The following is a 24367-nucleotide window of genomic DNA, read 5'->3' as shown; positions in this document are numbered from 1 at the left end:
AAAAGACGCAATTATGAAAGCCTCCATTCTAGTAAAATTGGAAACTCTGGTTGAACGCTATGAAGAAGTTCAACATTTACTTGGTGACCCTGGTGTTATCGGTGATCAAGACAAGTTCCGTGCTCTATCGAAAGAGTACTCTCAGCTTGAAGAAGTGACCAAGTGTTTCCAAGCCTACCAGCAAGCGCAAGACGATCTTGAAGCGGCTGAAGAGATGGCAAAAGAAGACGATGCAGAAATGCGTGAAATGGCTCAAGAAGAGATCAAAGAAGCAAAAGCATCGATCGAAACGCTAGCGGACGAGCTGCAAATTCTTCTTCTTCCAAAAGATCCAAACGATGAACGCAACTGTTTCCTAGAAATCCGTGCTGGCGCGGGTGGTGATGAAGCGGGTATCTTCGCGGGCAACCTATTCCGTATGTACTCTAAGTTTGCAGAGAAAAAAGGTTGGCGTATTGAGGTGATGAGCTGCAATGAGTCAGAGCAGGGCGGTTATAAAGAGATGATCGCTAAAGTGTCTGGTGACGCTGTTTACGGCACAATGAAGTTTGAATCTGGTGGTCACCGTGTACAGCGTGTTCCAGAAACAGAATCGCAAGGTCGTGTTCACACGTCAGCATGTACTGTTGCGGTAATGCCTGAGATCCCAGAAGCGGATCTGCCAGAAATCAAAGCAGCGGATCTTAAGATTGATACCTTCCGTGCATCGGGCGCTGGTGGTCAGCACGTTAACACCACTGACTCTGCTATTCGTATTACCCACTTACCAACAGGTACAGTGGTAGAGTGTCAGGATGAGCGTTCACAGCATAAGAACAAAGCGAAAGCGATGGCTGTACTAGCAGCACGTATCGTTCAAGCTGAAGAAGCTCGCCGTGCGGCAGAGGTTTCTGATGCTCGTCGTAACCTACTAGGTTCGGGTGACCGTAGTGACCGTATCCGTACTTACAACTACCCACAAGGCCGTGTGTCTGATCACCGCATCAACCTAACACTGTACCGTTTGAATGAAGTAATGGAAGGTGATATGGCAAGCCTTATCGATCCAGTACTTCAAGAACACCAAGCGGATCAGCTGGCTGCGCTTGCAGAGAACCACTAATTCATGTCGCTAGATATGTCTATAGAAGCGGTGCTCAAACGAGCATCGCTTGTTCTTTCTGAGTCAGGTAGCGACTCGCCAAGTCTAGATGCGGCAGTATTGCTCTGTCACGCCCTTGAAAAGCCGCGAAGCTACTTGCTTACTTGGCCAGAAAAAGAGCTAACCCCAGAGCAGGCGACTCAGTTAGATGCGCTAATGGCAAGACGCACCGCAGGTGAGCCAGTCGCGTATATTCTTGGCGAGCGAGAGTTTTGGTCATTGCCACTCAATGTTGCACCTAGCACGCTGATTCCAAGACCCGATACCGAGCGTTTGGTTGAGCTTGCCCTAGATAAAGCGATGCTTATCGATGGTGATTTGCTTGATTTGGGCACGGGCACTGGCGCAATTGCGCTTGCTTTGGCATCGGAGCTTCCAAAACGTCAGCTTCAGGGGGTAGATTTTCAGCATGAGGCGGTTGAGCTTGCCAAAAGTAACGCCGACAAACTGAATATTGGTAATGTTCGCTTTGCTCAAGGCAGTTGGTTTGCTCCGATTGACCAGGGTCACAAGTTTGCGATTATTGTCTCCAACCCACCTTATATCGATGAAAACGACCCCCACCTTTCTCAAGGGGATGTGCGTTTTGAACCATCGTCGGCATTAGTTGCAGAAAACAACGGTCTGGCCGATATAGAAACGATTACAGCGGCTGCGCCAAGTTATTTGCTTGATGGTGGCTGGCTTCTGTTCGAACACGGCTTTGAGCAGGGAGACGCGGTAAGACGCATCATGGAGCTCCATGGTTTTACCGAAGTTACTACAGAGAAAGACTACGCCAACAATGATAGAGTGACACTCGGAAAGTGGCACCCATAACAACCAAAAGAAAGTAAGAGAGACGCTCATATGTATGAAGGATTAAAGCATTTTCACTTGTTGACGATTGCGATTTCAGTGGCCTTATTGTCGGTTCGATACGGACTGATGATGATGAATTCTCCAAAAGTGAATTTACCGTTCCTAAAACGCTTCCCACACATCAACGACTCTCTTTTATTGCTTTCTGGTTTTGGCCTTATTGCTTACACCGGCTTTGTCCCTTTTACTGATGCAGCGCCGTGGATGACAGAGAAAGTGACCTGCATTATGGCCTATTTTGCATTGGCCTTTTTCACGTTAAAGCTGGCAAAGAACAATTTATTAAGAACATGCGCCTTTTTTGGTGCGCTAGGGTGGCTATTGATGGCAGCGAAGATTGCCATGTTAAAAACGCCATTCCTAATGGGGTAAACCATGATTGAACTGTTTGACGAAGATTTTGATGCGATAGAGTTAGCAGAAGGTGCACTGATCTTAAACAAAGCAGTGGATCCTGAGACGCAGCAGCATTGGGCTGAACTTGAACTCGCGCGCTTAGCCAAAGAGGCTGAGCAGCAACTGTTTCACGAAGTTGATGATAAGCAGCGTTTAGATGCGCTGCTTCGCCTGTTTTATGCTGAATGGCAATTTAAAGGTGATGACGATGAGTATTTCTCATCGGACAATGCCTTCATAGACAAGGTATTAGAGCGCCGTAAAGGTGTGCCAGTGAGCCTTGGTTCTATTTTGCTCTACCTTGGCAGTAAGCTTGGCTTACCCATGGAAGCGGTCACTTTCCCGACTCAGTTTTTGGTGAAAGTGTGTTGGCCGAATGAAGCGCCAGTTTACATCAACCCCTACGATGGTGAGTACGTTAGCAAAAAACGTTTACAGGCATGGCTTATCGGTCATGAAGGACCACTTGCCAAGCTCGAAGCTAAGCACCTTGACACAGTTGATAATCCAACCGTGATTGGTCGCTGGTTAGCACTACTGAAAAGTGCGCTGCTACGTGAAGAGAAATACACATTAGCTCTACAATGTACCGATTTGGCTCTGACGTTTGTACCGGACGATCCATACGAAATTCGCGATCGCGGCTATATTTATCAACAGCTAGATTGTCATCAAATTGCGGCAAGTGACTTTCAATACTTTATTGACCAATGCCCAGATGACCCTGCAATCGAATTACTGAAAACACAGGTGACTGCGATTAGCCGCACCCCTGTGACCCTTCACTAAACTCAGAGAATAACAACATGGAAATGAAAACCGTACACGTAGGCGATATCCCAGTTGCGAATGACAAGCCTTTCACGCTATTCGCGGGTATGAACGTATTGGAATCACGTGATCTTGCGATGCAGATCTGTGAGTACTATGTGAAGGTAACAGAGAAGCTGGGTATTCCTTACGTATTCAAAGCTTCATTTGATAAAGCAAACCGCAGCTCTGTGCACTCTTATCGTGGTCCAGGTCTTGAAGAAGGAATGAAAATCTTCCAAGAGCTGAAAGACACCTTTGGCGTGAAAATCATCACTGACGTTCATACAGAAGCGCAAGCTCAACCTGTCGCAGACGTAGTGGATGTGATTCAGTTACCAGCATTCCTAGCTCGTCAAACGGATCTTGTGGAAGCGATGGCTAAGACAGGTGCTGTGATCAACGTGAAGAAACCTCAGTTCATGAGCCCAGGTCAAGTTGGTAACATCGTGGATAAGTTTGCTGAGTGTGGTAATGAAAATATCATCCTTTGTGAGCGCGGCTCTTGCCACGGTTACGACAACCTGGTGGTTGATATGCTTGGTTTTGGTGTAATGAAAAAAGCCTCAAATGGTAGTCCAATCATTTTTGATGTGACGCACTCACTGCAAATGCGTGATCCATCTGGCGCGGCTTCTGGCGGTCGACGTGAGCAGACGGTTGAACTTGCGAAAGCAGGCCTTGCGACGGGCATTGCTGGTCTATTTATCGAGGCGCATCCAGACCCAGACAAAGCACGTTGTGACGGCCCATCGGCTTTGCCACTCGACAAACTAGAGCCGTTCTTAGCTCAAATGAAAGCGCTGGATGATTTGATTAAAGGATTCGAACATATCGACATCAAATAGTCGCTAGCGATTCAATAGAAAACAGAAAGCCAGCTTGTTATCAAGCTGGCTTTTTCATGTTAACTAATCCTGTTGGGCAATCGTTTCTTCGCAGAAAAATTGATCTTAACTGGTTGAATAGCTCGCTCTGTAGCGTCTCTATCCAGTACAGTTTCCGAGCAGCAACATATATTACTGACTATTATGCCAACGAGTTTATATCAACTTGTGATATAGATTACATAAAAGTGAAATCAGAATGTTATGTTTGATAGCTTACTTTAAACTAACGCAAATTTTGTCGATGTTTTTCTTGGCATTTTAAAATGCTTATCGGCGAAAAGTGAGCTATTTCAATATGCTCTAGGCAGTGGATCCCCAAAGTTCAAAAGGTATGACAATGAAAAAAAGCCTTATGTTTAAGTCCGTACTCAGTGCGGCTATCATCGCGTCACTAGCAGGATGCGCAACTCAACCCGAGCAAGAATGGAATGCTGATGAAACGTATAAGCTAACCATCCTGCATACCAATGACCATCACGGTCGCTTCTGGCAAAACAAATATGGCGAATATGGCATGGCAGCGCGTAAGACGCTGATCGACCAAATTCGTTCAGACGTGGAAGCAGAGGGCGGTAGCGTATTGCTACTTTCTGGTGGTGACATCAACACAGGTGTACCAGAGTCTGATCTTCAAGACGCTGAGCCAGACTTCAAAGGCATGAGCATGATTGGTTACGATGCGATGGCGCTAGGTAACCACGAATTTGATAACCCACTTGAGGTTCTGTTTAAACAGAAAGAGTGGGCAAACTTCCCAATGTTGTCTGCCAACATCTACGACAAAGAAACCGGCGAGCGCCTGTTTGATGCTTACCACATGTTTGATAAGCAAGGCATCAAGATCGCGGTTATCGGTCTAACGACAGAAGATACGGCAAAAATTGGTAACCCTGAGTACATCGGTGGCATTGAATTCCGCGATCCAAAAGTAGAAGCGAAAAAGCTTATCGCTGAACTAAAAGAGACAGAAAAACCTGATCTTATTTTCGCCGTTACTCACATGGGTCACTATGAAAATGGTCAACGCGGTGTTAACGCACCAGGTGACGTAGCACTAGCACGTTACTTGAATGAAGGCGAATTAGACATGATTGTGGGTGGTCACTCACAAGAGCCTGTATGTATGGAAGGGCCAAATGTCGTTAAGAAGAACTTCAAGCCGAGCGATGAATGTAAGCCTGATATTCAAAACGGTACTTGGATTGTTCAAGCGTACGAGTGGGGTAAATACGTCGGCCGTGCGGACTATGAGTTCAAAAACGGCGAGCTGAACATGGTGAGCTACGATCTTATTCCTGTGAACTTGAAGAAAAAAGTCAAAGTTGATGGTAAGAAGCAGCGCGTATTGGTTGAAGATGAAATCAAGCAAGATGCAGAGCTACTCGCTTTCCTATCACCATTCCAAGAAAAAGGCCAAGAGCAGCTAGGGGCTAAAATTGCTGACACAAACGGCAAGCTTGAAGGTGACCGTAATGTCGTTCGCTTTAGCCAAACTAACCTAGGTCGTTTGATTGGTACTGCACACATGGAACGCGCAAAAGCGGATTTTGCTGTGATGAACTCTGGTGGTGTTCGTGATTCTATCGCTGAAGGCGATGTCACTTATAAAGATGTACTGATCGTTCAGCCATTTGGCAACATCATCACTTATACAGATATGTCAGGTGCAGAAGTTCTTGATTACCTAAATGTTGTTGCGACAAAACCAGTCGACTCAGGTGCTTACGCTCAGTTTGCTGGCATTGAAATGACAGTGGGTAAAGAGTCGGTTTCTAACGTTGTTATTAATGGCAAAGCGCTGGATCCTAAAGCGACTTACCGCTTTACCGTACCAAGCTTTAACGCGGCAGGTGGCGATGGCTATCCAAAACTGACAGGTCACGCAGGTCACGTCAACACAGGCTTTGTTGATGCAGAAGTACTAAAAGAGTACCTAGAAGCGAACAGCCCAATTGATGTGAACAAGTATCAGCCAAAAGGCGAAATTGTTTATAAAAACTAGACTTTAACTGGTTTTTATTCAATAAATAGAACGGTGCCGAAAGGCGCCGTTTTTTTGGTCTGCGAGTTTTGGAGTAAGCAATGACCCCGGCAATCAACCTAGCAAAAAAGAAGAAAATCACTCACACCGTTCATCAATACGATCACGATCCTCGCCATGAGAGTTATGGTTTGGAAGCGGTAGAAGCACTAGGGCAAGATCCCGCCACTGTATTTAAAACCTTACTGTTTGCTATCAACGGTGAACCGAAGAATTTAGCCGTTGCCGTTATTCCTGTGGCAGAAAAGCTCAATTTGAAGTTGGCAGCGAAAGCCGCTGGTGGTAAAAAGGCCGACATGGCAGATAAAGACATTGCACAGAAAACAACAGGTTATGTACTTGGTGGTATTAGCCCTTTAGGCCAAAAGAAAGCATTGCCGACGTTTATTCACAGCTCCGCAGAGAGCCTAGAAGTGATGTGTGTAAGTGCAGGAAAACGCGGGTTAGAAATTGAGTTAGCACCCACCGACTTGGCGGCACTAACTCGAGCGAAATTTGTGAATTTATGTGAGGCATAGTTTGTTGCCAAACTGCAGTATCACTTCTTCAGCGACAAAGTCCCACCGACACGAGGCTTTCTTTGACCCGAATCGGACTGACCGGATTTCGGGTTAACTGGCCTTTTAGCTGCAGGTTTGGCTGGGCGAGATTTATTACCAGAATGACTCGGTTTGCGCTGGCTAGGTTTGTCACCGCGGCCACCTTCATTGCGTTGGTTATCGGAATCAGAGTGACGACGCTTGCTTGGGCCGCGGCGGTATTCATCGGCACCGTGACCAGAATACGTTTTCATGTTGTCACGGTTATTACGACTAGCCGAGCGCGGGTTTCTGCCGTCACGCTGGTTCTTCTCAAATTCAGCTTCTCGACGTGCGTCGTGCAACTTAGCATCGGTAGCCTTAGTGATACGACGCCCCTTAGCATCTTTGCGTGAAGCTTCCTCTGTAGTTACAGAGCCTTCACACATGCGCAGAATTTCTGCCACTTCTTCATCGCTTAGGTAACGCCATTTGCCGTTAGGAATACCATCAATAGAGATATTCATAATGCGCACGCGGCGCAGCTTTAGAACGTCATAACCTAGCGCTTCACACATACGACGGATCTGACGGTTGAGGCCTTGTGTCAGGGTAATACGAAACGCAAACTTAGTCTCTTGCTCAACTTTACACGGCAAAGTGACGGTATCAAGGATTGCCACACCTGCGCCCATCTTTTTGATGAAGTCTTTGGTGATCGGCTTATCGACGCGAACGACGTATTCTTTTTCGTGGTTGTTGCCAGCACGAAGGATCTTATTCACGATGTCGCCGTCATTGGTTAAGAAGATAAGACCATCGGAAGGTTTATCCAAACGACCAATAGGGAAGATACGTTTATGGTGACCAACAAAGTCGACAATGTTTCCAGGTACATCACGCTCGGTAGTACAGGTGATACCCGTCGGCTTGTTTAGCGCGATGTAGATTGGCTTTTCCTTGCTACGAACAGGTTTACCATCAATCTCAACATTATCGCCAGGTAGCACTTTTGTGCCCATTTCCGGCACCTTGCCATTGATCGTTACACGTTGCTGCTCAATGAGCCTATCCGCTTCACGACGCGAGCAAAAGCCCGTTTCACTGATGTATTTGTTGAGACGTTTTCCGTCAGCAGGGTTCGACATGTGAGGCTATCACTCTATGTTGGTCTGTTTTAAAGGTCGCGTATTTTATACCCAACCCAGCGTTAAGTCACTTAACTCGTGCGTTTTTGATGGCGTTCGCGATTCTCAAGCTTCTTTTCTTGGCTCTTTCGAAGCATGACATACACTGCACCACTACCACCATGAAAGCGTTGGGCGCTATGAACACACTGGACATCTTTGATTTGCGTTAACCAATTTGCCAAGTAGCTTTTCATAAGAGCGGGCGGGTTTGAACGCTCCCCGCGGCCATGGACAATAATCACGGTGCGAATATCCATGCGCATACATTGCTGCAAGAACTTAATCACCTCATCACGAGCTTCTTTCAGTGTTCGCCTGTGTAAGTCGAGTTTAGCTTGAAGTGGGTACTTGCCTAGTCTGAGCTTGCGATACACCCCCTCCTGCACACCATCACGCTTGAACTCGATAATGTCGTCAGGCTTGACCATAGGTGCATAGTCGATGGAGAGATATTCAGGGTCTTGCTCAGATAGCCAAAGTGCGGCTTGGCGCTTTGCTATTTGCGCGTCAGAAACCTGGTGGGACTTTTTCAGTTCGACGGTGTCGTGCTGGATAGGCTTTACATCGCCCATCATTTGTTGAAATAGGTCTAGGTCATCGTCTTGAGACATAACTGCATCTCGAAATAAGCCAATTTAATGGCAGTATATACGAAGTCAGCACAAAAGTGAGAGCATAAAAAACCGGAGTGAACAGGCGATCCACTCCGGTGCATAGCAGTTATCTATTTACATAGACGCTAAGCGATTCTAGTGAGGAGATTTGTCATTCATTACTTTATATATGAAGAAAGCACCGTAAAACAGCATCAGACCAAACGCCCCAAAGATGACAATCATCGAAGACAAGCCCACTGCATTACCAAATAGGAGATCAAGCCAAAAGTCCATGTTTCCTCCAAAAAGTAGTGAAGACAGAGTTACGTTAACGTTTGGTGCAAAAATGAACACTGATCTGGATCAATTGTACCCAGACTGTTAATGACCTGTATGTTAGTGTGTGTATTTGGTCACATTTTTCGTGCTTCTGGCTAGTTGCTGACCAAACAACTCGGTTTTAGTAAAAAGATGCCATAAAAGCCTTGCACGCCTCAGAATTATCAGTAATATACGCATCCGTTGACAGGCAATAAGCCACTCAGCAATCTCGGTGAATAGCGCAGCTTGGTAGCGCATCTGGTTTGGGACCAGAGGGTCGGGGGTTCGAATCCCTCTTCACCGACCACTTTTAAAAAGCCCCGCTAATAAGCGGGGTTTTTTGCATTCTGTACTCTAGAAAGACGAGATGTTAGGAATGCGCATGCGGGTCGGGGGCTGGAAGCCCAGTCGCATCAAATCCCTCTTCACCGACCATTTTTAGAAAAGCCTCGCTATTTAGCGAGGCTTTTTGCGTTTTGGCGAAAGCAATTTTGTAAACGATGTGCCCGGTTTGTACAAGATCGCAGTGAGCAGGCGATGCGACGTAGGAGCTAGTCTTGGTTCTCCCCCTTGATAAGGGGGAGTTAGAGGGGGTGCTCTTGTTTTTTCTTTAATTTTAGAGATTTAAAGATAAAAGCCCCCCTCCCAGCCTCCCCTTATCAAGGGGAGGAGCAACAGGCTCGCTGTGCATCGCTTCTCAAAAGCAGGCGATGTGACGTTAGGAACGAGCCAGTAGTTCTCCCCCTTAATAACGGGGCGCGTAGCCGGGGGAGTTAGAGGGGGGGGCTCTTGGTTTTTTATCTTTAATTTTAGAGTGTTAAAGATATAAGAGCACCCCTCCCAGCCTCCCCTTATTAAGGGGAGGAGCAAAAGATCGTCTACTTTAAACCGCAACAACTTCACGGCGCGCTATTACCTTACCAATAACCCCTTCAACACCCAACACAGCAAAAATAATCGCAAAAAACGCCACAATTCCACCCAACGCACCAGTAAATGCAACATGCTGACCAAATAGCATCGCAATCACGCCCATGGCCACAAACTTAGAGCCAACCAAAATAATGTATGAAGACACGCCGCGTTTGAGCTTTGGCATCGTTTTGTGCGTCAGGAAATAGGCCGCCATCACTTTCTCCAAAGAAATCGCTCCTTTTAGCATTCCCGCCAGTATGACCGAAGCCAGTACCGCTACTTCTAGGCTAGCAATAAATACCCAGTCCCAAGATGCGTTTAAGACCAACATAACGATAGTGGTGATAACAGAGCTGATGGCGATATCTTTAAGCATTTTCATTGATTGATTCCTCTTGGAGTAGTTCTTGCTGACGTGCTTAAAGTACCAATTACAGGAGGACTACTTTTACCATTTTACGCCATCAGCGGATGCTGATTAAGTGTTATTGTCACACATTTGTTGGGTTTATTTTGACCTTTAAAAGTGTGTGGTTATACTAAAGGCAGTTATGCTCCTATTTGTAAATCCCCCTTTGCGGTGGACCCCCTGAGAGCGAAAAAAATTCTCATTTTAGATTTGTTCTACCACTGTGACGACGATCACAATCAGCTTGGTTGCTGACGATTTGCTGTACCTGCCACATCTTTATCGATTTGCCCACTAGATGGATAGTGGCAAACTTATTGGTGTTGATTTTGGGTGCGATCCGTCTTGATGCCACTCGGCATTCACAGTGGGCTAATAACCATCTGTCTAAAAAGAGATAGCTCTATGAATGTAATTATCAATGGTCAGTCTTACCTACTGCGTGACAGCAAGAGCATTCTTGATGTGGCCAAAGATATCAAAGTGGATGTTCCGTCACTGTGCTCAATCAGCAAGCATGCAGAGAAACAATCGTGCGACATGTGTGTGGTCGAAGTTGTCGGCCAAGGGGTGGTCAAAGCTTGTGAAACCCAAGTGCAAGATGGGATGACCATCGTTACCGAATCCACCCAACTCAACACATTGCGCCGTCAAGCGCTCAATAAAATATTCGCGGACCACAATGCCGATTGTGAAGCGCCATGCAAAGTCGCTTGTCCTGCGAATGTTGATATTCAAACTTACCTCTATCACATCGCCGAGGCCGATCATCATCAAGCAGTGAAAGTCATCAAAGACACACTGCCTATGCCCATCTCCATAGGTCGAGTTTGCCCTGCGTTTTGTGAGCACGAATGTCGCCGAAGCTTAGTCGATGAGCCGCTGGCCATTCGTCAGCTTAAGCGCCACGCTGCCGATATTGACTTATCCCTTGCGGAACAGTTCGAGCCACCAAAGCTGCCTTACAACGGCCATCGAGTCGCCATCGTTGGTGCTGGCCCTGGTGGTCTAGCTTGTGGTTACTATCTCAGTTACCAAGGTTTCGCTGTCGATGTGTTTGAATCTATGCCGCAAGCGGGCGGTTGGCTGCGTTACGGGATCCCAGAATACCGTCTGCCTAAAGATATCCTAGACAAAGAAATTGAGCTGATGTGTCGAGGTGGGATGCAAATTCGAACCAACACTGTGCTTGGCAAAGACGTCACTCTTGATGATCTGACCGCCAATTATGAAGCGGTTTGCCTTGCTGTTGGCGCAACCAAAGCGGTGAACATGCCTTATCCAGGCTCAGATTTGGATGGCTGTATTCTTGGTGTTGATTATCTTAAAGATCATATGACCGACAAGCACTTTACCATGGGTCGTAAAGTGGCGGTGATTGGTGGCGGCAATACTGCGATAGACTGTGCGCGTACCGCTATCCGTGAGGGGGCAGACACCACGATTATTTATCGTCGTACTCGCAATGAAATGCCTGCCGAGCTGCATGAAATTGAAGCGGCTGAACTTGAAGGCGTGAAGTTCAAGTTCCTAACCAACCCCAAGAGCAACGTGGCTGATGAAAAGGGTAGAGTTAAGGCCATTGAGCTGGAAGTTATGGCGTTGGGCGAACCTGATAGTTCAGGGCGCCGTCGCCCAGTGTCTACTGGTGAAACCCAGACTCTTGAGTTTGATACCGTTATTTCTGCTTTATCACAAAAGCCGGATGTGGAGTTCCTAAAAACTGCCCGCCAATCTCTCCCGTTGACCGATTGGGGAACGGCATCCGCCGATGGTGATTCCATGCACCATGGCTACAACGTCTATAGCATCGGTGATTTTAGGCGCGGCCCTGCGACGGCCATTGAAGCCATTGCCGATGGTAAAAAAGCCGCCGACGCCATTGAGCGCTACATTCTCGAAGGGCATTTTAAACCGGAACCTGCGCCGTTTAATAGCCGAAAAGCTGAGCGATTAACCGAAGTTCGCCAAGCGGAGTATTTGCAAGAGCGCGCCAAGTCGAGAGCCAAAGCGACTCACCTCGATGTTGAACTGTGCCAAACCAGTTATCAAGAAGTGGAACTGGGAATGACCGATGCGGACGCAATCGCAGAAGCTGCTCGCTGCTTAGAATGTGGCTGTCAGGCGAACACTCAATGTGATTTACGCGATTATGCCAGTGAATATCAGGTGGATTATCGAGAAATTGATACCGAAGATCGCAAGATGTTCCCGGTGGACAAATCCAGTGAGTTTATTGTGTTCGATGCTAACCGCTGTATTAGTTGTGGTTCGTGTGTGCATGCTTGTCAGACTGAATCAGTACATGGCATTTTAAACTTCTCTGAATCCGCACATAGACCCGCCTTCCCAGATGGCGCCACAATGGGGGACAGCAACTGCGTTCAATGCGGTGCTTGTGTTCAGGTATGTCCAACAGGGGCGCTGGTGGATAAACGAGACAAATCTCACAGCCGTGTAGAAATGCTGACGCCAGTCAAAACCATCTGTACCTATTGCGGCGTGGGTTGCCGCGTTGAAATGTATGTTGATGCGGCTAACAACAAAATTCGCTATGTGAAAGGTGACCCTACGTCGCCGGTCAATCAAGGTATGCTATGCGTGAAAGGTCGATTTGGTTTTGATTTCATTCATAGCGATGAAAGATTAACCACGCCTCTGATCAGAAAAGCTGGTGAGCTTGTGCCAGCGTCTTGGGATGAAACCATTAGTTACGTGGCGGACAAACTGACCAAGATTAAGTCGATGTATGGCAGTGACAGTCTAGCCGGGTTCTCATCAGCTAAAACCACCAACGAAGATAACTACGCGTTTCAAAAACTGTTTAGACGAGAGCTGGGTACCAACAACATTGACCACTGTGCAAGGCTTTGTCACTCATCGACGGTGACCGGCCTTGAAGCCTCATTTGGTAGTGGTGCAATGACCAATGATATTCCAAGTATTGCGCACTCTGACGTCATTTTTATCATCGGCTCTGATACCAGTGCAGCGCACCCAATCATTGCGTCACACATCAAACAGGCGATTGCTGGTGGTGCTCGCCTTCTTGTCGCGGATCCGAAACGCATTGATATGGCTGACCACGCAGAGCTCTATGTACGCCATCGCCCCGGAACAGATGTGATGCTACTCAATGCCATCATGCATGTTATCGACAAAAATGGCTGGCACGATCAAGCGTTTATCGATGAACGCACCGAGGGGTATGAATCGTTTGTCACTGAAATCCGAAAACCAGACTACAGCCCAGAAAATGCGGCGCTCATTACCGGTGTGGCCGCGTTTGATATTGAGCGTGTTGCCGAACTTATCGGTACTGCTAAAGTAACATCTGTGTTTTATTCGATGGGCATCACTCAGCACACAACGGGTCATGACAATGTACGTTCCATTGCTAACTTGCAAATGCTCTGTGGCAATGTTGGCGTTGAAGGGGGCGGTATTAACCCGCTTCGTGGTCAATCAAACGTACAAGGCTCTTGTGATATGGGGGCGCTGCCAACCGATTTCCCAGGCTATCAAAAAGTCACCGATCCAGAGGTGCAAGCGAAGTTTGCCAAAGTATGGAACAGTGACAACCTGCCAACCGAGCGCGGTAAGACGCTGACAGAGATCATCGATGGAGCCTGTGATGGCGACATCAAAGCCTTGTACGTGATGGGTGAGAACCCAGTACTGAGCGACCCAGATCAAGCACACGCGGTGCATGGTTTAAAATCTTTGGACTTCTTGATAGTGCAAGATATCTTCCTCACCGAGACCGCGCAGCTAGCCGATGTCGTATTGCCTTCCTATTCCTTTGCCGAAAAAGCGGGGCACTTCACCAATACCGAACGACGAGTACAACGTTTGGTACCGGCTGTACAAGCCCCGGGCGAGGCGCGTGAAGATTGGCAAATTATCCAATCTATCGCTAATGCGATGGGTAGCGATTGGCAATATGAGTCGGTTCAGGACATCACTGAAGAGATCGCTGATGTGACGCCGCAATACCACGGTATTCGCTGGCAGTCGGTGGGTAAAAATGGATTGCAGTGGCCGTGTAATAACGTTAAGCCATTTGGTACTCGCATTATGCACCAAGACCAGTTTATTCGTGGTAAAGGTGCTATGGCGGCAATCCCATTTGAATATGCGGCTGAACTGCCGGACAAAGAGTTTCCAATGATACTTACTACAGGTCGCTTACTTGAACAGTTCCATACCGGAACCATGACGCGAAAAACCAAAGGGTTGGATAACCTTGCCGGGCCCCGCATCATGATTAGCGTTGAAGATGCAGAAGAGATGGGTGTCGCGAATGGTGAGCCAGTTAAGCTAGTATCGCGCCGTGGGGAGATCTCTGCACCAGCGTTTGTGACCAAACGTATGCAACAAGGCGTGGTGTTTGTTCCCTTCCATTTTGCTGAATCGGCGGCTAATAAACTCACTAATACGGCAACCGATCCTCACGCCAAAATACCCGAGTTTAAGGTATCGGCAGTCAGATTGGAGCGGGTCACTCAGGCGGCGATGTAGTATCACTCCAAGTTTTTGGGATATCGAAAGGAGGCAAGCCATTGGGCTTGCTTCTTTGCCCTTGGCGCCATGCTTTTAGCTGATTGACGTAGGTAAGAATGTGCGCCACGGCAACGAACAGTTGATTGGGCACCATTTGATCGATTTGCGTGGTGTGATAGATAGCTCGGGTCAGTTCTGGGCTTTGCACGACTTCAACTTGATGCTTTGCCGCGAGTTCACGTATGTATACTGCTACATCGTTTTTTCCTTTCGCAACGACAAAGGGTGCTTCGGCTTGGGAGAGGTCGTAGACAAGTGCCACGCTATAGTGGGTTGGGTTAGTCAGTACGACACTGGCGTTCGGCACTCGCTCGTTGGCACCTCGTTTGGCATTCTGTGTTTGGATCTGCCGAATACGCGCTTTTACCTCGGGTCGCCCTTCTTGCTCTTTGTGCTCATCTTTTACCTCTTGCTTAGTCATTTTCATTTGCTTGGTGAACTCATGGCGTTGATAGGGAAAATCAATCAGTCCAAACAGTAAAATCAGTAGCAGTAAATAGCCCAAATACTCGACAGTAATTGAGCTTACAGTCGCGAGCACATTATCAAACGGCGCGCTAACAAGGCCGGTAATCACAGCCATGTACTGATTGATGACCCAATAGAGGATGGCGAAAAACAGCGACACCTTTACCGTATTTTTTATCAGCTCGACCACAGACTGGGTCGAGAAGATGCGTTTCAGTCCTTTGAGCGGGCTGATGCGCTCAAGCTTCGGTGCCAGCAGAGTCGGACTGTACACCCAGCCTCCCAATAGTGTTGAGCCTAAAATTGCGCTAATGAGCTGGTAGATCAACAGAGGAAAGAACAGCATGATCATCGCAAACAGTGCTTTGCCGACTAGCTCAATAAGCAGATGAAACTGGCCAATGATACTGATATCGAATTCATAGCAAATCAAAAACAGCTCAATCAAAGTTTGCCCAAGTCTATCTATGTTCAATACGTAATAGGCGACAACGACAACTAGCGTGAGTGAGGAGACAAAGTCTTTAGCTCTGGGGATCTGACCTTCCCGACGTGCCTTAGCCAACTTGTGCTGGCTGGGCAGTTCACTTTTGTCACCGCTGTCCTGATTATCAGCCATTCGGAAGCCTCAAGATGTAATTGAGGTGTCGATTAAGCTCCAGTGCCAATTCAAAGTAATGATCACCAATCCCAGTCAGCGACGCCATCATGGCAAAGAGCCCCAGTAACATAGTCATCGGAAAGCCAAGGGCGAAGACGTTAAGCGCTGGTGCTGCCTTATTCATTAATCCAAAGGTGATGTTACTGAGTAGCATGACAACAATCGCTGGGGCGGCCACTAGCAGCCCGGTTGCGAACATCCACGACACCATTTTGAGAACATAGTCGATGCTGGTAAAGGGAAACAGAGAGTCGAGTGGCCAGTGGGTGAAGCTGTTTTTAAGTTGCAGCAACACAATAAGATGACCATCGATGGATAGAAATAGCAGCATCGCAGTGATAAACATAATTCGACCGATAATCGCGATGCTTACCCCATTGGCTGGGTCGTTCATAATCGCCATTGCCAGCCCCATTTGCATGGATATCGCTTGCCCAGCTATTGAGAAGATGGTGAAGAAAATCATCACCGCAAAGCCGATGAGAAACCCAAAGATCAATTGGTAAAGCGTGAAGATAATCGCGTCAATGGAGAATGGGTTGAAAGGGGGAACCGTGTCGATCATGGGAGCGAGTAGCAATGAGAATACAAATGCGAACAAAATTTTCACTCGCATCGGTATCGCTTTGTCGCCGAAAAAGGGTGCAATCACAAACAGACCCGTTAAGCGCACAAATGGCCACCAAATCAACCCAAGCCATTGCGTGATTTCGGTAAACGTGATGACCATGGCATCACCCTACCTCAGTAGGAATGGCAGTAAAGATGAACATAAATAAGTCGGTGATCTCCTGTACCAACCAATGCCCAGCCAAAATAATGGTCAATAAGGTAACCAGCAAACGGGGTAAAAAGCTTAGGGTTTGCTCGTTGACTTGAGTAACAGCTTGAAAGATAGCCACTACGAGACCGACCACGAGGCTGGGTAAAATTAACACCGATACCATAAGCAAAATAACACTAATGGCGTGACCGACTAAAGTAACGGCTTGCTCCGGACTCATGTGCTCACCCAAAAGCTGTTTGCAAGGCTTCCCATGAGCAATCCCCAGCCATCTACAATCACAAATACCAGCAGCTTGAAGGGCAGTGAGACGATTAACGGCGATAGCATCATCATCCCCATCGACATCAATACCGAAGCAACGACAAGGTCGATGACTAGAAATGGCAAAAACAACATAAAGCCTATCTGAAAGGCCACTTTGAGTTCGCTGAGCAAATAGGCAGGCAAAAGAATAAGAAAAGGGATGGCTTCCTCGTCAGCGATTTTGGTTTCACCAGCGATCTTGGTGACTTGCTCTAGCGCTTTGCGCTGAGTTTGGTCGAGCATATAGCGCCGCAGCGGCTTCTCGGCGGTTTTGAGTGCTTGAATCAAGGTAGCTTCGCCATTGCTATAGGGCACGTAGGCGTCGTCGTAGATTTTTGTCCATACCGGGCGCATGATGAGCAGGGTAAAAATGAGCGCAATGCCGACCAGCACTTGATTGGGCGGGGTTTGCTGCAAGCCCAGAGCTTGACGAAGAATGGCAAGCACAATCACGATGCGAGTGAAGCTGGTACACATGATGACAAACGCAGGCACGAAACTTAGCAGAGTCATCAGGATCAGAATTTGCAGTTTCACGCTGTATTCTGTGCCATCGTCACCTTGAGTCTCGGTTAAAATGGTCAGCCCTTCGGCGTTCGCGAGGTAGGGCATTAGAAGCATTGAACAACCAACCAACCTTAGTGCGATTCGCATTGATCGTGTCATGAGCGCTTACCTACTGACTTGGCTTTTTAATAATGCTAAGCAGCCTGACACCATACTGGCCATTTTTAGACACGATCTCACCGGTGCCAAAAGAGGTGCCGTTAATTTTAATATCCACAGGATCGCCTTCGTGTTTCTCTAGCATAACAACACTGCCTGATTTGAGGTTGAGCAGCTCATCCAAGATCAGAGTCTTACGAGCAACCTCAACGGTGATATCGACCGGAATACTTTTTAGCAGGTTCACACTGCTTGCCGGCGAACTCTCGCTGGTATGCAGTTCTTCGTCTTCGAGATCGTCAAGATCCAAATCTAAATCGTCGAGATCAGGCAGTTCATCTTGTAGGTTCATGTCTTCGATGGAGACGTCGAGGTCTCGCGTTGGTTTGTTTTCAGCCATCGATCTTCACTCCCAGCTCTGAGTCTATGGTTTGCAGTTTGCCAAAAAAGGTCGGATGTCCGTTGACCTTGATGGTGAGGTTTTTACATAGCGTTAAAGGCAGTACATCACCCGGTGCCAATTTTGACAGCTCGTGCAAGGTGCACTGACCCGTTAACAGCACACAACCTAGCTCAACAGGTTGGTAGCGTAGGGTGTTGAGGATCTCGTCTCTATCGAAGGTTTCATTGTTGCCGAGCATTTCCCGTAGCTTCTTCACATAGCGATCGTCGATCATGATGGTGATCGCTATCTCTTGATGATCGACACGAAAAACAATGTTGACCCCAACGTTGGACGGCTCGTGTTCAGTGTTGTCGAGTAGGTAGTGTTTGGCGTCAGCCGTCATGATGTTGGCAAGTGCCATGGAAAACTTTTGGAACAAGCGATTGTGAGTCTGTGTTAAGTCCGCAATAGATTGGGCGGTTATTTTTGTTTGTTCATCGCTATTGAGGTGCTTGTGCAGTAACAGGTCTAAGTTTTGCGGCTCGATATAGAAAAAAATATTGCCAAACTCTTCGATGTTGAGCACCGCCTTCACCGATTCTTCAGGATAATGGCTTGCTTCAGCAAACGTCACTTTGGTGTTTTTTCCAGCGAAGTTGAACTTGAATAAGTCAATCACTTCATTAGAAAAATGGTTGGTATGTTTGAGTAAAAACTTGCGCATTTTGACGTTTGGATTTCCAAATTCGGTATATAAAATTCTATCCATGTCAAGTTTTCCTTTTATGTTTTTGGGTTGGTTCTCAAGTTTGACACGACAATTAACATTAACTATAGGTTAAAGGGTTTCCATTTCAAATTTATATAATTTAAGTTCGGAGTGATTGCTCTAGCGATTTATCTGACGGCAGCGAGGCTTAAAGTGGAGACATCAAGGGGCATTGGTACTGTGAGGAATGAACATGATTGATTTGGATCAGGCGCTGGGGATACATCCCCAAATGGTGCAGTTTAGGTTAGACAGAGCCTCTGTACTGAGCTCGAACATCGCCAACGTTGATACCCCAAATTATAAGGCCGTTGATGTCTCGTTTGATGCCATCATGTCTGGCATAGGTACTGGAAAAACCTGGCAAATTGATAGCCAAATGCTGTATCGAATACCGGTTCAACGGACTCGTGATGGTAACACTGTCGAGTTAGAGGCAGAGCAAGCACGGTTTGCGAAAAACGTAATGGACTATCATCAGAGCCTCGCGTTTTTACAATCGAAAATTAATGGTTTGAAGACCGCGATTAAAGGCCAGTAGCGATTGGGCTGTCATTCAAATCGACAGAATTACACGGCGGGATGTTTCATTAGGAACTAATTTATAAAGCACCAATTTACAAAACAACAATTTGCGAAACACCAAAGAGTGTGGAAATAATCCAAGTGGGTGTCATGTTTTGCACCTACAGCCAGAGAAAAATACATAACAACGTCAACAATGAGTGAAATTGGCTAACTAGAGTAGGGATACTATGTCTTTTTTCGGAATATATGAGACGGCTGGGTCAGCAATGACGGCTCAGACCGTTCGGCTTAATACCATCTCCAGTAACTTGGCGAATGCAGACTCGGTGTCGGGCGATCCCGCTAAGGTCTACAAACCGCTAAAGCCTATCTTCTCATCCATCTACAACCAATTTGATGCGACTCAGTCGCTTCATCAGGGGCGCCTTCAGGGCAGTCACCAAGGTATTGTGCCAATTCGGGTCGCTGATGTGATTGAAGTACCCTCGGTCACCGAGGAGCGATTCGAGCCAGACAATCCTCTGTCGAATGACCAAGGGTATGTGTATTACTCAGGGATTAATGTGGTCAATGAAATGGCAGATATGATGTCCGCAACGCGTAGCTTTGAGGCGAGCGTGGAAGTGCTAGGCAATGCCAAGTCGATGCAGCAATCCTTGCTTGGATTGTGGCGTAACTGATCGCTGTTCTAATAGCAACCAGCAAATTAAGTAGGTAGGCAAAACATGGCTACGATATCAGGGGCAGCTCAGGTCAACAGCGTTGTGTCCGCATCAAGCGCCGCACCGCAAGTTAATCCAAACAGTGGTGAGGCGTTAAAAAACGAGTTCATCACCTTAATGGTGGCGCAAATTGAGAATCAAGATCCCCTCAACCCAACGGATGGGACTGAGTATGTTGCTCAGTTGGCGCAGTTCTCACAGGTTGAGAGCACCGAGAATTTGGTGCAATTGATGCAGTCCAACACGGCGATGTTGGACAACTTACAGGTGCTCAGCACAGCAAACTTGGTGGATAAAAATGTCACTGTGCGCAGTGATCAGCTAGAGATGAGCCCTGGCAGCAGCAATCAAGGTTACATTGAGCTGTTAGCACCGTCGAACACTGTGACGATTGAGCTGTTAGATAGTACTGGCAATGTGACCGTGATACCGCTTGGTTCAAAGTCGGCGGGTAAGGTGGGCTTTACCATCGATGCCGACCAGCATCAGCTTAATGGCCGCTATCAAATGCGAGTGAGTGTAGACAGCGGTCAAAATTATTCACCAACGATTTTCCAGCACGGTGTGGTAGAACAAGTGACCACGCCGGCACTTGATGGCGCCAGTCAGTTGCAGGTGCAAGGTATCGGCAAAGTAGCCTTTTATGAAGTAGCGGCGTTTGCGCAGAATTGATGAACTGCCGCGCGGCTACTGGTAATTTTCGCTGTTTAGTTAACGTTTTTGCGCACCTTTTTTTCGCGCTCGATTAGGTAAGATGACGGCTGTCGTACTCCTATGGACTTAGAGCCAGGAGATAGCCTCTTTATGGAATGAAGAGGATGACATTATGAGTTTTAGTATTGCATTGAGTGGGTTAAACGCTTCTAACTCAGAGCTCAATACCATCTCAAACAACATTGCTAATGTATCAACCACAGGCTTTAAAGAGTCACGCACCGAGTTTGCCTCTGTGTACAGTGGTAGCGAAGCGGGCGGTGTTGAAGTGGTGGGTGTTTCACAAAACTTCGAGAAAAGTGGCACAGTAACGGGGACAGGTCGTTCCTTAGATATGGCTTTAAGCGGCAATGGCTTTTTTGTGCTCGAAGACAACAAAGGACAAACCCTTTATACCCGTTCAGGGATTTTTAACATGAATGCGGATGGGCAGATCATGGCCAACAATGGTGCTGCGCTCAAAGGGTATTCGGTCGATGCTAACAACAATTTAATGTTGGGCTCTGTCGGCACGGTGCAAATTAGTACCGCGTCATTGCAAGCTAAAGCGACAGATAGCATTGATTTTGTGGCTAATCTCGATGCAAGAGAGAGTGTGCCTACCAGCGGTACGTTTGACCCAACCGATTCCAATAGCTACAACCATTCTTACACAACTCCTGTATTTGATTCATTAGGTAACCCTCACACAGTGAGCCAGTATTTTGTCAAAACGGCCAATACTAATGAATGGAATCTCTATGTTTATGTCGACGGGGTGCAAGCCGATCTCGATGGTAGTGGCGTAGCAGATGCAGCAGACGTTGAAACCGTGGTTTTTGGTAGTGATGGCACGTTAGATTTAGCCGCCGGTAGTAATACACTGACTGCCGACGGTGGATATAACATTCCGGTCACTCTTGCCCCTGTTGCTAACAACCTCAATATCAACGTCAGTCTTGCCAATATCACCCAATACGGCAGTGACTTTGTGGTATCTAAGAACAGCCCGAATGGCTATACCTCTGGCGACTATGCCAGCGTTCGTATGGAAAACGATGGCAAGATTTATGCGACTTACACCAATGGTCAATCTCAGCTTCAGGGTCAGGTTGTGCTAGCGAACTTTGCCTCGCCTCAAAACTTGATTAAAACCAGTGATACCGCTTGGCTGCAAAGCTTTAGTTCCGGAACTCCGGTTCTCGGTACGGCCGGTAGTGGCGTATTTGGCGATTTAACCTCAGGGGCACTGGAGGGGTCAAATGTGGATCTCACCTCTGAGCTGGTGGCATTGATGACAGCCCAGCGCAACTATCAAGCCAACACCAAGTCTATCTCGACGTCAGATCAGTTGACTCAAGCACTATTCAACGTGGTGTAAAATTATGAACCCCATACTGTTTAGCGCCGCGAAAGGTGCTGAGCGAACTATGCTCGCTCAGCACGTGCGTGCCAATAATCTTTCTCACGCCGACACCATAGGCTTTAAAGCTTTGATGGAGCACTCTACACCTATGCGTCTTGATGGTTCTGGCTTTTTAACCTCGGTAACCTCACGCACCAATTCTGCCGTGAACAACTTTAGCCAAGGGGAAGATATTCGCACTGACAGGCCGCTTGATGTGTCTATAAATGGTGACGGCTTTTTTACCCTTGAAGGTTTGGAGAATGAACCGGCGGAGCTCTATAGCAGGGCGGGGAACTTTCGCCTCGATGGTCAAGGGCAGCTTTATCTCGGAGGGCGACGTGTGATGTCAACCGAAGGGCCTATGGTGCTGCCAGATTTTGAATTTGTGTCTATCAGCAGCAACGGATTGGTCTCTGTTACGCCAATTGGCGGTGAAGCATCGCTGGAAGTGGGCGCATTGAAATTGGTGAAGCCAGAATATGAGCAAATGACCATGCACGCCAGTGGCCACTTTGTGGCAAAAAGCGGTGACGAGCTCGGTGAGGATTTTACCGTTCAGGTTCGATCGGGATATTTGGAGGCCAGTAACGTCTCCAGCTTGGAAGAGTTGGTGAGCATTATGTCACTCACTCGCCAGTATGAGATGCAAATTGAAGTGATGGCGTCGGCGGACGAAATTGCTCAAATTGGAAACAAGCTACTTAAAGCTTAAGGAAGGCTGTTATGCACAGCGCATTATGGATATCAAAAACTGGGATGGCGGCACAAGATGCCAAGATGACCGCGATTTCCAACAACCTTGCCAACATCAACACGGTAGGGTTTAAACGTGACCGCGTGGTGTTTGAAGACTTGTTTTATAGCGTCGACAAACAAGCGGGCACTGAAACCACTGAGCTCAATGAACACCCAACAGGGATACAACTGGGTAATGGTGTTCGTGTGGTCGGTACTGAAAAAGTCTTTACCCAAGGCAATGTTCAAAACACCAACCAACAATTCGATATCGCTATTTTGGGTGATGGTTTCTTCCAAATTGAAAACTCAGATGGTGAGCTGCTCTATACCCGAAATGGTCAATTTCACACTAACTCAGACGGCCAGCTAGTCAACACTCAAGGCTACCCGTTAATCCCAGAAATTGTCGTGCCGCCAGAAGCGACCTTAGTCAGCATTACCGCTGATGGCGTGGCGACAGCAACCATTCCGGGTCAGGTAAATCCAGAAGCACTTGGGCAAATTACCATAGTGAAGTTTATGAATCCCGCCGGTCTTGCTGCGCAGGGCGGTAATTTGTTTGCTGAAACTGAGGGCTCTGGCGAAGCAGTAGAACTGGTGGCGGGGACAGAGGGCTCAGGTCAGCTCAAGCAGGGGGCGTTAGAGGGATCCAATGTGCAAGTTGTCGAGGAGATGGTCGACATGATTGCAACACAGCGTGCTTACGAAATGAGCGCCAAGATGGTCAGTGCGGCAGATGAAATGCTGCAATACATCGCACAGCAGTCTTAACACATAGACCAGCAGCATTGAGCAGAGCGGCAGTATCGAGGTAGGGGGATGTATGGCTAAGCAAGACGAGCAAGCGCCCAAGACATCCGGCGTGATAGAGAAGCGACATGCAATCGGCGCCATTTATTTTCTGGCGGTGGTGGCGCTGTTGGTGATCAACCTATCAGGCTGCGCGGGTCGTCAGCAAGAGTTTATCCCTCCATCTCCTGATGATGAGGCTTACGCTCCGCCAGATCTGGATTATCAGGTGACCCGTGTCAGTAAAGGCAGTTTATATACGGGAAAAACCGCGATGACGCTGTTTCAAGATCGTAGAGCTTACCGAATTGGAGACATTTTGACAGTGGTGTTAGACGAGAAGACCGAGTCGGATAAAAGTGCCTCCACTCAGTTTGGCAAAGAGTCCAATGTTGCTGTTGCCGCTCCAACCTTAGGCTCAACGACTTACGCTGAAGGCGCAGCATCACTGGAAGCTTCCCGTGACTTTGATGGCGCAGCCGCATCGACTCAAGGTAACCGCCTGACCGGTTCTATTACAGTAACAGTGTACGATGTGCTGCCAAATGGGGTGCTGAGAGTGCGCGGTGAAAAGTGGCTCAAGCTCAATCAAGGGGATGAATACATCCGACTGACAGGTAACGTTCGAGTGGATGATATCCAAGCAGACAATACCTTGTCGTCACAGCGCATTGCCGATGCTCGTATTACTTATGCTGGGCGCGGTGCGTTTGCCGACAGTAATACCGCAGGTTGGTTGACTCAGTTCTTTACCTCACCATGGATGCCATTCTAATGAATATGACAGATAGGCTATCTT

The 24367-nt window shown here is 47.5% G+C and carries 25 protein-coding genes and 1 tRNA gene; 16 read left to right on the top strand and 10 right to left on the bottom strand.

The annotated features are described in order from the left end of the window. The first annotated feature begins 13 nt into the window (after window positions 1-13). The 7 genes from prfA (at window position 14) to ybaK (ending at window position 6657) form a co-directional block, all read left to right on the top strand. Window positions 14-1102 (top strand): peptide chain release factor 1, encoded by a 1089-nt coding sequence (prfA, locus tag ACVA6Q_RS19835; protein ID WP_429761162.1) that lies wholly within the window; start codon window positions 14-16, stop codon window positions 1100-1102. Window positions 1103-1105: 3 nt separating this feature from the next. Further along, window positions 1106-1960, top strand: coding sequence for a peptide chain release factor N(5)-glutamine methyltransferase (gene prmC / locus ACVA6Q_RS19830; protein WP_353498085.1), 855 nt, complete (start codon window positions 1106-1108; stop codon window positions 1958-1960). Window positions 1961-1990: 30 nt separating this feature from the next. Then, window positions 1991-2374, top strand: coding sequence for a SirB2 family protein (locus tag ACVA6Q_RS19825; protein WP_112462325.1), 384 nt, complete (start codon window positions 1991-1993; stop codon window positions 2372-2374). A gap of 3 nt (window positions 2375-2377) precedes the next feature. Continuing rightward, window positions 2378-3187: a SirB1 family protein gene (locus ACVA6Q_RS19820; RefSeq protein WP_418641667.1), complete on the top strand. Its 810-nt coding sequence runs from the start codon at window positions 2378-2380 to the stop codon at window positions 3185-3187. A gap of 17 nt (window positions 3188-3204) precedes the next feature. Continuing rightward, window positions 3205-4056 carry a 3-deoxy-8-phosphooctulonate synthase gene (kdsA, locus tag ACVA6Q_RS19815; RefSeq protein ID WP_446648668.1) on the top strand — a complete coding sequence of 284 codons (852 nt, stop codon included), beginning with the start codon at window positions 3205-3207 and terminating at the stop codon, window positions 4054-4056. Between the two features lie 379 nt (window positions 4057-4435). Further along, entirely contained in the window at window positions 4436-6100 is a 1665-nt protein-coding gene (ushA, locus tag ACVA6Q_RS19810; RefSeq protein ID WP_446648667.1) for a bifunctional UDP-sugar hydrolase/5'-nucleotidase UshA, read from the top strand. 80 nt (window positions 6101-6180) lie between these two features. After that, a complete protein-coding gene (gene ybaK / locus ACVA6Q_RS19805) occupies window positions 6181-6657 on the top strand; it encodes a Cys-tRNA(Pro) deacylase (protein WP_446648666.1) in 477 nt (158 codons plus the stop codon). A gap of 20 nt (window positions 6658-6677) precedes the next feature. Here the strand turns inward: ybaK and rluF are convergent, their stop codons facing one another. The 3 genes from rluF to ACVA6Q_RS19790 all read right to left on the bottom strand — a co-directional run bounded on the left by rluF (window position 6678) and on the right by ACVA6Q_RS19790 (window position 8737). Continuing rightward, window positions 6678-7805 carry a 23S rRNA pseudouridine(2604) synthase RluF gene (gene rluF, locus ACVA6Q_RS19800; RefSeq protein WP_446648665.1) on the bottom strand — a complete coding sequence of 376 codons (1128 nt, stop codon included), beginning with the start codon at window positions 7803-7805 and terminating at the stop codon, window positions 6678-6680. A gap of 71 nt (window positions 7806-7876) precedes the next feature. After that, entirely contained in the window at window positions 7877-8458 is a 582-nt protein-coding gene (gene smrA / locus ACVA6Q_RS19795; protein WP_353498093.1) for a DNA endonuclease SmrA, read from the bottom strand. A gap of 138 nt (window positions 8459-8596) precedes the next feature. Further along, the gene (locus ACVA6Q_RS19790) at window positions 8597-8737 is read right to left on the bottom strand and encodes a DUF3149 domain-containing protein (protein WP_042473952.1); all 141 of its coding nucleotides are present in this window, start codon (window positions 8735-8737) and stop codon (window positions 8597-8599) included. Between the two features lie 257 nt (window positions 8738-8994). On the opposite strand from ACVA6Q_RS19790, the gene ACVA6Q_RS19785 reads away from it, so the two are divergent. Next, window positions 8995-9071: transfer RNA gene (locus ACVA6Q_RS19785), tRNA-Pro, on the top strand. 576 nt (window positions 9072-9647) lie between these two features. Here the strand turns inward: ACVA6Q_RS19785 and ACVA6Q_RS19780 are convergent. After that, window positions 9648-10061, bottom strand: coding sequence for a hypothetical protein (locus ACVA6Q_RS19780; RefSeq protein WP_446648664.1), 414 nt, complete (start codon window positions 10059-10061; stop codon window positions 9648-9650). Window positions 10062-10493: 432 nt separating this feature from the next. Here ACVA6Q_RS19780 and fdhF point away from each other — a divergent pair, with 432 nt between their 5' ends. After that, complete coding sequence (fdhF, locus tag ACVA6Q_RS19775) at window positions 10494-14609, top strand: formate dehydrogenase subunit alpha (RefSeq protein WP_446648663.1); 4116 nt, start codon at window positions 10494-10496, stop codon at window positions 14607-14609. On the opposite strand, the gene flhB is transcribed toward fdhF, so the two are convergent. From flhB to ACVA6Q_RS19745, 6 genes are read right to left on the bottom strand one after another with little or no spacing between them, the layout of a single operon-like run. After that, window positions 14590-15738 carry a flagellar biosynthesis protein FlhB gene (gene flhB, locus ACVA6Q_RS19770; protein WP_446648662.1) on the bottom strand — a complete coding sequence of 383 codons (1149 nt, stop codon included), beginning with the start codon at window positions 15736-15738 and terminating at the stop codon, window positions 14590-14592. The genes fdhF and flhB overlap by 20 nt on opposite strands. Beyond that, window positions 15731-16510: a flagellar biosynthetic protein FliR gene (gene fliR, locus ACVA6Q_RS19765; RefSeq protein WP_446648661.1), complete on the bottom strand. Its 780-nt coding sequence runs from the start codon at window positions 16508-16510 to the stop codon at window positions 15731-15733. Before fliR ends, flhB begins: the two co-directional genes overlap by 8 nt. A gap of 4 nt (window positions 16511-16514) precedes the next feature. Beyond that, complete coding sequence (fliQ, locus tag ACVA6Q_RS19760) at window positions 16515-16784, bottom strand: flagellar biosynthesis protein FliQ (protein ID WP_042498934.1); 270 nt, start codon at window positions 16782-16784, stop codon at window positions 16515-16517. Then, window positions 16781-17524 (bottom strand): flagellar type III secretion system pore protein FliP, encoded by a 744-nt coding sequence (fliP, locus tag ACVA6Q_RS19755; RefSeq protein ID WP_446648673.1) that lies wholly within the window; start codon window positions 17522-17524, stop codon window positions 16781-16783. Before fliP ends, fliQ begins: the two co-directional genes overlap by 4 nt. A gap of 22 nt (window positions 17525-17546) precedes the next feature. Beyond that, window positions 17547-17936, bottom strand: coding sequence for a FliM/FliN family flagellar motor switch protein (locus tag ACVA6Q_RS19750; RefSeq protein ID WP_353498098.1), 390 nt, complete (start codon window positions 17934-17936; stop codon window positions 17547-17549). Next, entirely contained in the window at window positions 17929-18690 is a 762-nt protein-coding gene (locus ACVA6Q_RS19745) for a FliM/FliN family flagellar motor C-terminal domain-containing protein (RefSeq protein WP_446648660.1), read from the bottom strand. Before ACVA6Q_RS19745 ends, ACVA6Q_RS19750 begins: the two co-directional genes overlap by 8 nt. A gap of 193 nt (window positions 18691-18883) precedes the next feature. On the opposite strand from ACVA6Q_RS19745, the gene ACVA6Q_RS19740 reads away from it, so the two are divergent. The 7 genes from ACVA6Q_RS19740 (at window position 18884) to flgH (ending at window position 24343) form a co-directional block, all read left to right on the top strand. After that, window positions 18884-19231 (top strand): flagellar basal body protein, encoded by a 348-nt coding sequence (locus tag ACVA6Q_RS19740; RefSeq protein WP_112462335.1) that lies wholly within the window; start codon window positions 18884-18886, stop codon window positions 19229-19231. Between the two features lie 214 nt (window positions 19232-19445). Continuing rightward, window positions 19446-19898, top strand: a complete 453-nt coding sequence (gene flgC / locus ACVA6Q_RS19735) for a flagellar basal body rod protein FlgC (RefSeq protein ID WP_446648659.1) — start codon at window positions 19446-19448, stop codon at window positions 19896-19898. 45 nt (window positions 19899-19943) lie between these two features. Then, on the top strand, window positions 19944-20612 hold the full coding sequence (locus ACVA6Q_RS19730) for a flagellar hook capping FlgD N-terminal domain-containing protein (RefSeq protein ID WP_446648658.1): 669 nt from the start codon (window positions 19944-19946) through the stop codon (window positions 20610-20612). Between the two features lie 154 nt (window positions 20613-20766). Next, window positions 20767-22014 carry a flagellar hook protein FlgE gene (gene flgE, locus ACVA6Q_RS19725; RefSeq protein WP_446648657.1) on the top strand — a complete coding sequence of 416 codons (1248 nt, stop codon included), beginning with the start codon at window positions 20767-20769 and terminating at the stop codon, window positions 22012-22014. A 4-nt stretch (window positions 22015-22018) separates the two neighbouring features. Continuing rightward, window positions 22019-22753, top strand: coding sequence for a flagellar hook-basal body complex protein (locus ACVA6Q_RS19720; RefSeq protein ID WP_446648656.1), 735 nt, complete (start codon window positions 22019-22021; stop codon window positions 22751-22753). Between the two features lie 11 nt (window positions 22754-22764). Continuing rightward, the gene (gene flgG, locus ACVA6Q_RS19715) at window positions 22765-23550 is read left to right on the top strand and encodes a flagellar basal-body rod protein FlgG (RefSeq protein WP_338163767.1); all 786 of its coding nucleotides are present in this window, start codon (window positions 22765-22767) and stop codon (window positions 23548-23550) included. A 52-nt stretch (window positions 23551-23602) separates the two neighbouring features. After that, the gene (flgH, locus tag ACVA6Q_RS19710) at window positions 23603-24343 is read left to right on the top strand and encodes a flagellar basal body L-ring protein FlgH (protein ID WP_112462312.1); all 741 of its coding nucleotides are present in this window, start codon (window positions 23603-23605) and stop codon (window positions 24341-24343) included. Window positions 24344-24367: the final 24 nt, after the last annotated feature.

The organism is Vibrio sp. DNB22_10_4 (genome assembly GCF_052879755.1).
Note: the sequence above shows the minus strand (reverse complement) of the source record. Positions and strands in the feature narration are given on the sequence as shown.